Source organism: Halogranum gelatinilyticum (assembly GCF_900103715.1).
In the GTDB taxonomy this organism is placed as follows: Archaea; Halobacteriota; Halobacteria; order Halobacteriales; family Haloferacaceae; genus Halogranum; species Halogranum gelatinilyticum.
This window is the reverse complement of the sequence record NZ_FNHL01000007.1, coordinates 42,877-55,448: the sequence shown is the minus strand read 5'-3', so window position 1 is coordinate 55,448 and position 12,572 is coordinate 42,877. Positions and strand designations below refer to the sequence as shown.

Genomic DNA, 12,572 nt, shown 5'->3' with positions numbered 1-12,572 from the left:
TGTGGGTGCGCCGGTCCCATGGAGAAACCCTCTGTGACCATACCGGCCAAAGGTTTATGTATGTCATACGATTACTCTATCTTGATACCATGTCTCGTCCTATCGCACCCAGACAGGAGGGTATCAGTGTCGTCAAACTGCGTTTCGTCGCGGACGCACTCCAGCTTCATGCGAAGGACGAGGACGTATCGCAGTTGGACGCCGAGGAGCGGCGCGAGGCCGTATTCCAGCATTTCTCGGAGGCCGCGCGGGCACTGACCCGGGCACCTGGACGGTCGGATCGACGGATCAGAAAACTGGTGACGCTCCACCCCAAACTCCAGCGAGGACTCGATCTGCTCGAACGAGAGACGCGGTTCGAGCGAAACGAAGTGCTCCACTCGTTTTTCGCAGGCAGAGAGCCTTTCGCCGTGGCCAACCATCTCTGCACCGAGACCCCGGACGTCCGCGAGACGACCCGGTGGTTCCTCGGCAACTTTCAGGACCTCTACGACCGGCTTCCCGACGATCTCCGAGAGAAGTGCGAGCAGGTCGCGACGGCGCACGACGATGCGACGGTCGAAGACCTGCTCATGGAGGCGGTGTACGCGTTCGTGTACGTGGGACCGTTCGACGAGGGTGAGGAAGCCGAGCGAATCACGGAGGGTATCGACCACATCGAGCGGACGCTCCGGCGGCTCAAGCCACACTTCATTTGACCCGCCGTCGCGCCGAGCGACACGCTCTCCGTGTCGGCGACGCGAAAAAATCGGTCAGTCGGTGTCTTCGCTCAGTCTCGGGTCCAGTGACAGTCGCGGCACTCAGTCGGATTCCATGTGTTTCCGAAGTGAAGGAGCGTCGCCTTGACGCACGGGCTGCCACAGTCGGGGCATTGCGCGCCAGCGAACTCGCTCCCGTCCTGTGTGCTCATGCTCGCACCTCCGAGCGGGCACACGGGGAAGTCGTCGGAGTCGTCCAGCTTTCTGAGGGCTTGCTGCCGAACATGTGTTGGTTGCTCCATACCCGAGACGGGGCTGCACCGAATCCCGGTCGGGTCACCGCCCACGTCGGAATCGAACCGACTCGCCTGGACCACCAGATGAGCTACCGTCTACCACACGTCGGGGTTGGTTGAACCGTTCGACTACGACTACTTAAATCTACGTCCGCCGGACAGTCTGTGAACTATATAGGTCTCGAAACTCAGGGGGAGACGGCGTGAGACGGCGGTCTCTCGCTCTGACTCGACTCGTTTTGACCCGCTTGACTCGCTTCACCCACTTCGACCCACTTTGACCCGCCTCGCGTCGCCTCCATGGTCCGCGTCGTCGCGTCGCGCTCTCAGTTGTCGCCGAACGTGACCTGCGAGAGATCCGACTCCAGTTCGTCGACGAACTCGTTGTAGGCCTCGACGAAGCCGACGAAGCCGTCGGCGAGGGTCCGCACGTCGCGGGCAGAGGGCGGGGAGTACTGCGAGACGAGGTAGATGCCACCCTCGCCGCCGACGCGGAGATACGAGGCGACGCCGTCCTCCCACTTCAGCTCCCAGCGTTTCCCGCCGACGCGACGGGCGAAGGTACCGTAGGAGTCACCCTCGAACCGGTGGAGCTGTCCGGCGATGTCGTTCGCCGTCTCGCGGATCGCGCCGACGATACGGTCGCGTTCGACGACGACGGTCTCGGTGGAGACCACGTCGGGGAAGTCGGTCGTGACGTCGTCGAGGACGCCGTCCAGCGACGCCACGTGCTCGTTGTAGGACTCGACGAAGGCGTCGTAGTCTTTCATCGCGGTGACGAGGTCTTTCGGCTCGGGCGGTCGCTGCGTCGAGACGACGTAGATGTCGCCGCCAGCCTTCCCCGAAAAGCGGAGATACTGCAACGCGCCCGCCTCGTACTTCACGGTCCACTCGCCGCGGTCGGTGTTGAACGTGGTCGAACCGTAGTCGCCACCTTGGAGCAAGGCAAGTTCGCGGGCGATGCGACCGGCGTGTTCGTTCACCGCCGCGAGCAGTTCCTCGCGGTGCTCGGCGACGGAGTCGGTCGAAGTGATGTCGGCGTCGAAGTCGGGGGCGGAGTCGGGGGCCATCGAATCTGGCGGAAGGAGGGAGTCGAACGGGAAATAGTCGGTGTTTGTCCCCTGCGTCAGTCGGCCGGCTGGGCCGCCCCGGCGAGCGCGTCGAAGTCGTAGCTGACGTCGGTGAGATCCTCCGAGACGGCCCACAGCTCGTCTGCGAGCTGCATATCGTACGACGTGTCTGTCGACTGCACTTTGGTCGGATAGCCACGCATCTCGGCCAGCCCGTCCGGGCCGATGTAGTCGCCGCCGCGCACGTCGTCGGCGGTCGCCGCGTAGAGGATGGGTAGCGCGCCCATCTCGGCGGACTGGGCGACGACGTTGTTCGCCAGCCCCATCAGCCGCTCGCGCAGGTCAGCCCCTTCCATCTCCGGACCGCGAAGCTGGAGGTTGGTCGCGGCGTAGCCCGGATGGGCGGCGGCACTCGTCACGTCGACGTCGGCGACGGCGAGGCGACGGTCCAGCTCGTACGCGAACAGCAGGTTCGCGAGCTTCGACTGGCCGTAGGCCTCCCACTTGCCGTAGGACCGCTGGTGGTGTAGGTCGTCGAAGTCGATCTCTCCCATGCGGTGGGCACCGCTGGAGGTGGTGACGACGCGCGTCTCGCTCCCGGACTCGGCGGCTGTTTCGGCCAGCTGGGGCAGAAGGTGACCCGTGAGCGCGAAGTGACCGAGATGGTTGACGCCGAACTGGAGTTCGAATCCGTCCTCGGTCGTCCGGTACGGCGTCGCCATCACCCCGGCGTTGTTACAGAGGATGTCCAGATTGTCGTAGTCGGCGAGGAAGCCCTCGGCGAAGGAGCGAACCGAGTCGAGGTTCGCGAGATCGAGATGCCGCACGTCGAGGTCGGCGTCGGGCACCTCGTCGCGGACCCGTTGGGCGGCGTCCTCGCCGCGCTCCGTGCTCCGACAGGCGAGGACGACGGTCGCCCCCTTCTTCGCGAACGCACGGGTGACCTCGAAGCCGAGGCCGCTGTTGGCACCCGTGACGACGACGGTCTTCTCCGAACAGTCCGGCATCCGCTCGACAGTCCACGGTGCTGACATTGGTGACACGGGGGAGATAGGGCCTGGAGCCTCTTGGACCCGTTGGCGGCGGGCGTTGCTGCAGGAGCCGAGAATTGGCGGCGTTACTGGAGAGCGTCGGGGTCGTCGGCGACGTCGGCGTTGTCGCGGAGCCACGCGACGGCGTCGGCGAGCGTCGCCTCGTCGCGGGCGTTGAGCTTCACGCGGTTCGGCGTCGACCCGCGGGCGGCGTAGCTGCCGACGACAACGTCGAAGCGGTCGTGCAGCCCTGCGAACACCTCGCCCATCGCACCCTCCGGCGCGGGCGTGTAGAAGGTCTGACTGACGAGGTCGCCCCCGAAGCGGTCGGCAACCGTCTCGAACATCGCCTTCAGCTCCGCGGGCGGGCCGGGGAAGACGTAGACCGACTCGACGACACAGCCCGGCGAGAGACCGACCTCGTTGAGCAGCGGTTCGGCTCCCTCGGGCGTCGACGCCCACGCCTCGACGTCGATGTGGAGGTCGTCCTCGTAGGTCTCGAACTGCTCGGGGTTGTTCTCGCGGTAGGCGCGGGCGGTCGCCTCGACGTCGGCGGCGACCGCGTCCTCGACGACCAGCTCGCGGTCGAAGGCGTCGGCGACGGCGGCCATCGTCACGTCGTCGTGCGTCCCCCCGAGTCCGCCCATGACGACGACGGCGTCGAAGGCGTCGTGCCATTCGCGGACCGTCTCCGTGATGAGCGCGGCGTCGTCCGGGACGGTCAGGATGCGGGCCACCGTGGCCCCGCGAGCGGTCACCTGTCGGGCGACCCACGAGGCGTTCGTGTTCTCGGTGTCACCGGCGAGAATCTCGTCGCCGACGGTGAGAATCGCGACTTCCATTGGCGGGAGCACGCGACGGACGCTCCTAAAGCCGTGGCTCGCGGCAGGCCGAAAGAGTACTGGATTCCGAGTTACAGAACTAATTACTTCAGTGAACTCGAAAGGGATGTGATGTCAGCCGGTACCCCCCTGACCGACCTCTCGGCCGTCGAGTACATCGAGCGTCTGCAGGGCGACGCGGAACTCGTCTGCCCGAACGACGACTGTATCAGCTATCCGCGTCGCATCAGCCTCAGCCGACCCTACTCGGCGCGGCTGGCGCTCGAAGCGACGACCTGCGAGGAGTGCGGCTCGGAGTTGGCCGTCCAGTAGCGCGTCCGGCTACGCGGCCAGTTCGAACTCGCGCAGCAGTCGGCGGACGTGACCCGTCGAGTAGGAGACGCCGTACTCGCGTTCGACGTGCGTCTGGACGAGTTCCGGCGTCCACTCGTCGGCGTCGTAGCCGTGGGCCGCCGGGTCGTCGGCGAGGTCCGAACGGAGCGTCTCGCGGGCCGCCTCGGTGAGCCGCGGCGGCCGACCGGGACGCGGCTCGTCCTCGATAGCGTCCGCGATAGAGCGTTCCTCGAACCGGTCGAGCCAGTAGTAGAGCGTCGAGCGCGGGATTCCGTACCGCTCGGTGAGGACGTCGACGGAGACGTCGTCCTTGTAGTCGAGCGCGACCATCAGCCGTTTCGCCGCCTTCGCGCTCTCGACGTCACCGAGGGCAGTTCGCAGTGCGTCGGCACTGACGTCGGCGAGTTTGTCCATACGAGACCTGTACGACTGGGGGGCTATGTATTTGTGTCCGACGGCCACTTTGTCGTAGGCGCGAAGCTATGGTCCATGCTAGCGTAGTTCAAGTATGCATTTCCCATCGAGTCGGACGCCCGAGGGTGCCTTCGAGTACTTGCTCGCGCTCATCCTCGGCCTCCTCGTCGTGGTGTCGCTGTTCTTCCTTGCCACCGGGATGGTGCACCTGCCCTAGTCCTGCGGCCGCTCGAACTCCGTCGTACACCAGTGACAGAAGTCCAGGTCGGCCTCGACCTCGCGGCCACAGGCCGGACAGGTGACGACGTCGGCGTCGGCGACGTCGCCGTCCATAGCGGCCATCGTCGCCGCCTGCATCCGAACCTGCGCGTTGTGGCGGCGCGCGACCATGTACGCGTCGGCGATACTCATGAGTGCGACGGCGAGGACCGGCGCGAGCGCGCTGAACTCCGGGGCCGTGACGCCCGAGACGCTCCCGGTCGTGAACAGTGCCTGCTGCCAGGCCGACAACGCTTCGAGCTGCTCCGGCGGGACGAACATCGACGCGCCGAACGTCAGCAGTATCCAGCCGACCGCTCGCAGCCAGCGGCGGAGATAGAGATGGCCGAAGCCGACAACGGGGATCGCGAGCACCACCGCGAGCCACGTTCGCTTCTCTTTCCGTTGGTCCATAGCTCAGACTACTGGCAGCGAGTCTTATCAGTCTTGAGTCTCGGAGAGGCCGCTTTCGTGGCCCCTGAGACGGCACAGCGAGCTTCGAGAGGGGCCGAGCGGCGTTCTACGCCTCCTGTTTCACCTTGTCGCCGAACTTCTCTCTCACTTTCCGGATCTTCGGGTCGGCGTTAAACTGACAGTAGGCGTCGCCGGGGTTCTTCTCGTAGTAGTCCTGGTGGTACGCCTCTGCCTCCCAGAACGTCTCTAACGCCTCGACCTCGGTCACGATGTCGTCGTCGTAGACGTTCTCCGCCTCCAGCCCGGCGATGTACTCCTCGGCGATGCGACGCTGGTCGTCGCTCTCGTAGAGGATGATGGAGCGATACTGGCTGCCGACGTCCGGGCCCTGTCGGTTGAGCGTCGTCGGGTCGTGGACCGTGAAGAAGACGGCCAGGAGGTCCTCGTAGGCGATGACGTCGGGGTCGTACTCGACGCGGGTCACCTCGGCGTGGCCCGTCTCCTCGCGGCAGACGGCCTTGTAGCTGGGGTTGTCGACGTGGCCCCCCGCGTAGCCGGAGGTGACCCCGTGGACGCCCTCCAGCTCCTTGAACGCCGCCTCGGTACACCAGAAACAGCCGCCGCCGAGCGTCGCAGTCTCAGTCGTCATTGTCGCCTTCAGATAGCCCCCGTGGGCGTATGTATGTGACGCGGTCGGGCGTCTTCGAGGAGCCGAGTCGCGGCGACGGCCGCGACAGCGCGGCTACTCGACGCCGAGGAGGTCGACCACGTCGGCCCGCGTCTCCGCGGTCAGCACGCGGTCGGCGACGTCGCTGGCGTCGTCGCCGTCGGTCGCCGCGACGTTCGCCTTCACCTCGGGGACCGTGACGGCACTCATGCTCAGTTCGTCGAGACCGAGGCCGACGAGCAGTTCGGTCAGGTCGGGGTCGCCCGCCATCTCGCCGCACATCCCGACCCAGGCGTCGTTGGCGTGGGCGGCGTCGACGGTGCGGTCGATGGCGCGAAGCACGGGTGGATGCAGCGGGTCGTGGAGGTGTGCGACGTGTTCGTTCTCGCGGGCGGCCGCCATGACGTACTGCGCGAGGTCGTTCGTCCCGATACTGAGGAAGTCGACGCGGGCGGCGAACTCCCGCGCCATGAAGACCGACCCCGGCGTCTCGACCATCACGCCGAGTTCGGGGATGGCGTGGGCGACGCCCTCGGCCTCCAGGTCGGCGGCGACCTCTTCGACGCGGGTGAGTGCGGCGTCCAACTCGTCGACCGTCGAGACGAGCGGGAACATGACGCTCAACCGGCTGCCGCCGTCGTCACCTGATTGCGTCCGGCCGCTTGCGGAGCGTCGCTCCTCTCCGGCGTCGGCACCGGCCCGCAGGAGTGCCCGCAACTGTGTCTCGAACAGGTCGGCGTCGGGGCCGAGCGACCGCCGAATCCCGCGCTCGCCGAGGAAGGGGTTCTCCTCCTCGGGCAGGTCGAGATACGGGATCTGCTTGTCGCCGCCGATGTCGAGCGTCCGGACGACGACGCGGCCGTCCGGGAACGCCTCCAGGGCGTCGACGTACGTCTCGTACTGCTCGTCCTCGTCTGGTGGGGTCTCGCGGTCGAGAAAGAGGAACTCCGTGCGGTAGAGACCGATACCGTCGGCTCCCTGCTCGACTGCACCCGGCAACTCCGCCGACCGGCCGACGTTGGCGGCGACCTCGATCTCTCTGCCGTCGGCCGTCGCGACGCGCTCGCGAGTCACTTCCACCCCCGAGCCGGTCTCGACGGCCGCGACCCGCTCGTCGCTCGGGTCGACGACGACATCGCCCGTGTCGCCGTCGACGACGACCCGCGCGCCCTCCTCGACGGTCTCCAGGTCGGGACCGACGCCGACGACGGCCGGGAGTGCGAGCGACCGCGCGAAGATAGCGGCATGGGACGTCCGGCCGCCGGTGACGGTGGCGAAGCCGGCCACGCGCTCGGGGTCGAGTTGGGCGGTGTCGCTCGGCGTCAGCCGCTCGGCGAGGACGACGGACCCCTCCGGCAGTTCGGCGAGGTTCACGCGTTCGCTCCCAGTGAGCAGTCGGAGCAGGCGGTCCCGCACGTCGCGGAGGTCGTCGGCGCGCTCGGCCATCCGGCCCTCCATCCCCTCGAACTGCTCGATGGGTCCAGCGAAGGCCTCGCGGACGGCGTGCTCGGCCGGGAGACCGTCGCCGAGCGCGTCGGCGACGCCGTCGTCGATCTGCGGGTCGTCGAGGAACTGGATGTGCGCGCTGAAGACCGCGGCCTCCTCCTCTCCGACGCGCTCGGCCGTGCGGTCGCGCTCGACTTCGAGTTCTTCTCGCGCGGTGTCACGGGCGGCCGCGAACCGCTCGCGTTCGGCCGCACGCTCGCTCTCGGGGACCGTCTCGGGGTCGTCGAGTTCGAGGCTCGCGTCCGGCCGGTACCAGACGACGGTCCCGACACCGGCGCGGGGTGTCGCGCCCGTCCCCCGTAGTGTCCGTTCGGTCATCGTACTCCTCTCATTCCTCTCATAATGCCCATGAGGGCCGTTGACACCGTTAATCGTTCGCCGGACGGGGCGGCTTACTCGTGGCCCGAGACGCGAACCGGCTCGTACGGCTCTTCGAGATACGCCAACTCGCTGTCCGAGAGGTCGATGTCGAACGCCTCGACGGCGGATTCGAGATGCTCGACGCTCGACGTGCCGAGAATCGGCGTCGTGACGACGTCCTTGTGCAGCAGCCACGCCATCGACAGCTGCGCCATCGAGTAGCCCTTCTCGTCGGCGAGTTCCTGTACGCGCTCGTTGACTTCGACGCCGCCGCCCTCCTTGTACGGTCGGCCGACACCCTCTTCGTGTTCGCCGCGGGTCGTCGCGTCGAACTCCTCGTGCGGCCGGGTCAGATAGCCCGCGCCGAGCGGCGACCACGGCATCACGCCGACGTTCTCCTTCGCACACAGCGGCAGCATCTCGCGCTCCTCCTCCCGGTACGCGAGGTTGTACAGGTTCTGCATCGTCTGGAACCGTTCGAGACCGAGGCGGTCCGCGGTGTGCAGTGCCTCGGCGAACTGGTGTGCCCACATCGACGACGCACCGATGTGCCGGACTTTCCCGCGTCGGACGGCGTCGTCGAGCGCGCGCAGGGTCTGCTCGATGGGCGTGTCGTAATCCCAGCGGTGGATTTGATAGAGGTCGATGGTGTCCATGCCCAGTCGGTCGAGGGAGGCGTCGAGTTCCTGCTCGATGGTCTTCCGCGACAGTCCCGAGGCGTTCTTGTGCTCCGTCGCGCCGGGGAACCGGACCTTCGTGGCGACGACGACCTCGTCGCGGCCGTACTCGTTCAGCACGTCGCCGAGGATGGACTCGCTCTCGCCCGCCGAGTAGACGTTCGCGGTGTCGAAGAAGTTGATTCCGAGCTCCAGCGCGCGCTCGACGAGTTCCTCGCCCTCCTCACGGTCGAGCATCCAGTCGTGACCGCTCCCGAAGCTCATGCAGCCGAGACAGAGGCGGCTGACGGTCGTGCCGGTGTCACCGAGTGTGGTGTACTCCATGGTGGAGGAATTTGCACGGAGGGTGAAGTGCGTTGGTGTGGGGGAAGGTCGTTAGCGATGTCGACAATCGGGGGGAGTGTGCCGCACCCTAGTCACTCACGTGCTTCGGTAGAGCTGCGCGCTTTGCACCGAACTCACCATCGCTAAGAGCAGAGACAGGACCTTCACCGCACGAGCCAACTGTGTGCGAATCGCTTTTTCACTAGAGTGCTCGAGGCGAAATATATATTCGAACCGAGTCGAATTCACGAACTGCGTGACCGAATCAAAACAGCACCGAGCGACCGGGTCCCGTTGGTGGTACGGAATCGCATTTTTCGTACTATCGCTTACTCTGGTGTGGGTGTCGTATCTGGTCTTACAGACAGTGAGCGGCCCGCAAACACCGTCCTCCACCGCGCTGGTTCCTTCTGATCCACGAGTAGGAGGCATATTTCTGGCCTCCGCAGTCCTGAGTGCACTGTTCGTTCTGATCACCAGTTTACTAGCACCCCTCTACTCGCTCTGTCTCTACTTGGACGTCCGCTCCCTGCAGGGGAGCGAGGAGTGGTCTCCGAACCGAGCCGTGTGGGGACTCGTCAGCCTTGTCCATCTGCTGTCGTTCGTGTTTTCGCCGGTCCAACTGGTGACGATCCCTGCCGGTGGGGCGTATCTCTACCTCCGGAACAGAAGCGTGGGTTTGAGAAGCTAGTCACAGTGCGGCGACAGAACACCGGTTCGACAACGAGTAGCAGCGATTGGCTACTAATCAGCTAGCCGAACGAAAGCCGGGGCGATTTACGAGAGCGACTGACCATAGCCACTGCTACCGCTGCAACTTCCACATCCGAAGCACTCCCCTACTCGAACGTCTCCAGCGACCCCTCGGCTCGCTCGTCGACCGCCGAGAGCACGCGGTCGGGCGTCTCCTCGCGTAGTTCGACGAGGTTGCGGAGGGCCATCTCGAACGTCTCTTCCTGTTCTGCCGTCGTCGCCGACTGGAGGGCGTCCTGGATGACGAGTGCCTCCTCGCGGAGCGCGGTCGCGAGCGCGTCGAACTCGCGGCTGCGTGGGTGAGCGGCCTCGCTCGCCAGCTCCGCTGCGAGCGCCGCGAGCGTCTCCAGGTTGGCCGACAGCACACTGAGGCGGGTGCGGGCGTCCGTGTGCCACGTATCGGTGTCGTCGGTCACAGTGTACCGTAGTAGCTGCAACGTCTTGTTGCTTTGCAGATTTCTATTTAAATAGGCGCGCGCTCACGGCGGGTCACGTCTCGGGCGAGAACAGTCGGTGTTGTCGACGCGGCAGCGGGTCGTGTGGGGTGGGGTGGATGCCGGCTCAGCGGACGATGCTCCGCAGTTCGCCGCAGTCGAGACCGTCGACCGTGACGCGGAACACCCCCTCACGCCGCGTGATCGTGTAGAGGCTCTCCCCGTCGTCGAACAGATAGGGCGGGTCGATCTTCACCGCGGCCACGTCGTGGTCGTCGCGGTCGTCGGGGCGGCCGAGCGGCTTGACGATGAGCGAGACTATCTCGCCCGGAGAGAGCCCGGAGAGTGCGGCGTCGACGTCTGTCATACCTCCCGTGGAACTCCCATCACCGAATAGGTATCGCCGTCGCCGTCCGTTCCCCGTGTGTGGCGCGCTCGACGAGCCGTGCGACGCGTTCGTCCATCGGCGGATGTGTCGACAGCAGTCGGCCGAGGCGACTCTCCTCACTGTGGACGTAGAGCGGCGACCGAAGCCCCCAGACCGGCTCGGAGGCGCGCTCGATGCGACGCAGCCCACGGGCGAGCGCGAGTGGGTCGCCCGTGATCTCGGCGGCCCGGTCGTCGGCGGCGAACTCCCGCCGCCGCGAGTGCGCCCGGACGAGCAGCGTCAGCGCGACGAAGAGCAGCGCGACCGCCCGGCCGAGACCGTCGCGGAGCCGCCCGACCGGCGACGCCGTCCACGACGCCGGGCGGCCGCTGAGCCAGCCGAGTGCCTGGCCGATACCGGTGACGACGAGGACGAAGGGGAGACAGAGGACGAGGACGAGCCCGACGAGCGTCCGCAACGCGCTGTAGGCGAGCGTCTGGACGAGCCCGTCGTGACTCTCCAGATGGGCGAGTTCGTGCGTGAGTATCGCCTCCAACTCCGCGGGCGACAGGAGCCAGAAGAGCGAGCGGTCGACGACGATGACCCCGTTGCGGGCCGTCCCGAGTGCCATCGCGTTCGGCAGCTGCATCTCCGCGACGAACACGGTCGGCGTGTCGACGGCCATCCGGGCGGTCAGCCAGTCCAGCCGACGGTAGAGACCCGCGCCACGGTCGCGGTCGATTGCGACGGCGTCCATCGAGGAGAGCAGTTGGACCGTCCCGAAGCGGTAGCTGAGGAAGCCGAAGACGAGGGTGAGAACGGTGGCGAGACCGACGACGGTCGGGAGGTCCTGGCGGGCGAAGACGGCCGTGAGGACGAACGCCCCGACGGCAGCCGCGCCGAGATAGAGGGCCAGAAGCGACAAGCCGACGAGAGCCATGAGGAGGCGGAGACCGAGGCGGCGCATAGGTGGAGTACGGCGAGCGGCCCCAAACCGCTATCGGCGGGGAGTGGTCGCCTGCGAGCCGGCGCGGTCAGCCCGCGTAGTGTTCGAGCAGCGCGTCGATGATCTCGCTCTTTCGGTGTTCCTCGTGGAGATGGTCACGGAGATGGTTGTGACTCGTATAGTCGTCGTCGCAGAGTGGACAGGTGAGCGTCTCGGCTGCCATAGCCGTCCGAGGCGACGGGCGGACAAAACCCCACCGTCCACCGGCCGAGACGATTTCCCCTGCCCAAAGCCCTTACTGGCTCTCCGTCCACTGTCCAACCATGCCTGTAATCAACGAGAGCGACGTGTTCCATCTCGACGGCGAGACACCCGTCCACCGCCTCGGCTTCGGCGCGATGCGGCTGACCGGCGAGGACATCATCGGTGACCCCGAGAGTCCCGAAAACGCCCGCAAGGTCCTGCACACCGCGCTCGCCCGCGGCGTCGACTTCATCGACACCGCCGACTCCTACGGTCCCGCGGTCAGCGAACGGCTCATCGGCGAGGCACTCGCACCCTACCCGGACGACCTCGTCGTCGCCACGAAGGGTGGACTGCTGCGCAACCCCGACGGCGAGTGGCTGCCCAACGGCGACCCGGACTATCTCCGGAACGCCCTTCTCGGCAGTCTCGACCGCCTCCGCGTCGACACCATCGACCTCTATCAGTACCACCGACCGGACCCCGACACGCCGTTCGAGGACTCCGTCCACGCGCTCGCAGAGCAGAAAGACGAGGGACGCATCAAGCATCTCGGCCTGAGCAACGTCTCGGTCGAACAGCTCGACGAGGCGCGCGACATCGTCGACATCGCGACCGTCCAGAACCAGTACAACGTCGGCGACCGCGAGTCCGAGGACGTGCTGCAGGCCTGCGAGGAGTACGATATCGGCTTCATCCCGTGGTTCCCGCTCGGCGCGGGCGACCTCGGCGAGAAGGAGTCCGTCGTCGCCGACGTCGCCGACGCCCACGACGCGACGCCCCAGCAGATCTCGCTGGCGTGGCTGCTGCATCACTCGCCGGTGATGCTGCCGATTCCGGGCACCTCCAGCGTCGACCATCTCGAAGACAACGTCGCCGCCGCGAGCATCGAGCTCACCGACGACGAACTGGCCCGACTGACGGAGTAGCGACGGGTCA

Annotated in this window: 16 protein-coding genes; 4 read left to right on the top strand and 12 right to left on the bottom strand. The window is 66.5% G+C overall.

Annotated features, from left to right (window positions below):
• Positions 1–89: 89 nt before the first annotated feature.
• Positions 90–698 (top strand): hypothetical protein, encoded by a 609-nt coding sequence (locus BLR57_RS19110; RefSeq protein ID WP_139173392.1) that lies wholly within the window; start codon positions 90–92, stop codon positions 696–698.
• Between the two features lie 622 nt (positions 699–1,320).
• Here BLR57_RS19110 and BLR57_RS17430 read toward each other — a convergent pair.
• The 3 genes from BLR57_RS17430 to BLR57_RS17420 form a co-directional block, all read right to left on the bottom strand.
• Positions 1,321–2,064, bottom strand: coding sequence for a profilin-fold protein (locus BLR57_RS17430; RefSeq protein ID WP_089699748.1), 744 nt, complete (start codon positions 2,062–2,064; stop codon positions 1,321–1,323).
• A gap of 56 nt (positions 2,065–2,120) precedes the next feature.
• Positions 2,121–3,098, bottom strand: a complete 978-nt coding sequence (locus BLR57_RS17425) for an oxidoreductase (protein ID WP_089699746.1) — start codon at positions 3,096–3,098, stop codon at positions 2,121–2,123.
• A gap of 83 nt (positions 3,099–3,181) precedes the next feature.
• On the bottom strand, positions 3,182–3,937 hold the full coding sequence (locus BLR57_RS17420; RefSeq protein ID WP_089699744.1) for a competence/damage-inducible protein A: 756 nt from the start codon (positions 3,935–3,937) through the stop codon (positions 3,182–3,184).
• 111 nt (positions 3,938–4,048) lie between these two features.
• Here BLR57_RS17420 and BLR57_RS17415 point away from each other — a divergent pair, with 111 nt between their 5' ends.
• The gene (locus BLR57_RS17415) at positions 4,049–4,249 is read left to right on the top strand and encodes a hypothetical protein (RefSeq protein ID WP_089699742.1); all 201 of its coding nucleotides are present in this window, start codon (positions 4,049–4,051) and stop codon (positions 4,247–4,249) included.
• Positions 4,250–4,258: 9 nt separating this feature from the next.
• Here BLR57_RS17415 and BLR57_RS17410 read toward each other — a convergent pair whose 3' ends face one another.
• Complete coding sequence (locus BLR57_RS17410; protein ID WP_089699740.1) at positions 4,259–4,684, bottom strand: helix-turn-helix domain-containing protein; 426 nt, start codon at positions 4,682–4,684, stop codon at positions 4,259–4,261.
• A gap of 94 nt (positions 4,685–4,778) precedes the next feature.
• Between BLR57_RS17410 and BLR57_RS19935 the strand changes: the two genes are divergently transcribed.
• On the top strand, positions 4,779–4,901 hold the full coding sequence (locus BLR57_RS19935; RefSeq protein ID WP_280140467.1) for a hypothetical protein: 123 nt from the start codon (positions 4,779–4,781) through the stop codon (positions 4,899–4,901).
• Here the strand turns inward: BLR57_RS19935 and BLR57_RS17405 are convergent.
• The 8 genes from BLR57_RS17405 to BLR57_RS19930 all read right to left on the bottom strand — a co-directional run bounded on the left by BLR57_RS17405 (position 4,898) and on the right by BLR57_RS19930 (position 11,613).
• Positions 4,898–5,356: a DUF7575 domain-containing protein gene (locus tag BLR57_RS17405; RefSeq protein ID WP_089699738.1), complete on the bottom strand. Its 459-nt coding sequence runs from the start codon at positions 5,354–5,356 to the stop codon at positions 4,898–4,900. The genes BLR57_RS19935 and BLR57_RS17405 overlap by 4 nt on opposite strands.
• 106 nt (positions 5,357–5,462) lie before the next feature.
• Complete coding sequence (gene msrA / locus BLR57_RS17400; RefSeq protein ID WP_089699736.1) at positions 5,463–6,005, bottom strand: peptide-methionine (S)-S-oxide reductase MsrA; 543 nt, start codon at positions 6,003–6,005, stop codon at positions 5,463–5,465.
• A 93-nt stretch (positions 6,006–6,098) separates the two neighbouring features.
• Positions 6,099–7,847, bottom strand: a complete 1,749-nt coding sequence (gene ptsP, locus BLR57_RS17395; protein ID WP_089699734.1) for a phosphoenolpyruvate--protein phosphotransferase — start codon at positions 7,845–7,847, stop codon at positions 6,099–6,101.
• A gap of 74 nt (positions 7,848–7,921) precedes the next feature.
• A complete protein-coding gene (locus BLR57_RS17390; RefSeq protein WP_089699733.1) occupies positions 7,922–8,890 on the bottom strand; it encodes an aldo/keto reductase in 969 nt (322 codons plus the stop codon).
• An 839-nt stretch (positions 8,891–9,729) separates the two neighbouring features.
• Positions 9,730–10,059 carry a hypothetical protein gene (locus BLR57_RS17380; RefSeq protein WP_089699729.1) on the bottom strand — a complete coding sequence of 110 codons (330 nt, stop codon included), beginning with the start codon at positions 10,057–10,059 and terminating at the stop codon, positions 9,730–9,732.
• Positions 10,060–10,204: 145 nt separating this feature from the next.
• Positions 10,205–10,444 carry a hypothetical protein gene (locus BLR57_RS17375; protein WP_089699728.1) on the bottom strand — a complete coding sequence of 80 codons (240 nt, stop codon included), beginning with the start codon at positions 10,442–10,444 and terminating at the stop codon, positions 10,205–10,207.
• A 19-nt stretch (positions 10,445–10,463) separates the two neighbouring features.
• Positions 10,464–11,411 (bottom strand): M48 family metallopeptidase, encoded by a 948-nt coding sequence (locus tag BLR57_RS17370; RefSeq protein WP_089699727.1) that lies wholly within the window; start codon positions 11,409–11,411, stop codon positions 10,464–10,466.
• Positions 11,412–11,478: 67 nt separating this feature from the next.
• Positions 11,479–11,613, bottom strand: a complete 135-nt coding sequence (locus BLR57_RS19930) for a hypothetical protein (protein WP_280140466.1) — start codon at positions 11,611–11,613, stop codon at positions 11,479–11,481.
• Positions 11,614–11,713: 100 nt separating this feature from the next.
• On the opposite strand from BLR57_RS19930, the gene BLR57_RS17365 reads away from it, so the two are divergent.
• The gene (locus tag BLR57_RS17365) at positions 11,714–12,562 is read left to right on the top strand and encodes an aldo/keto reductase (RefSeq protein WP_089699726.1); all 849 of its coding nucleotides are present in this window, start codon (positions 11,714–11,716) and stop codon (positions 12,560–12,562) included.
• Positions 12,563–12,572: the final 10 nt, after the last annotated feature.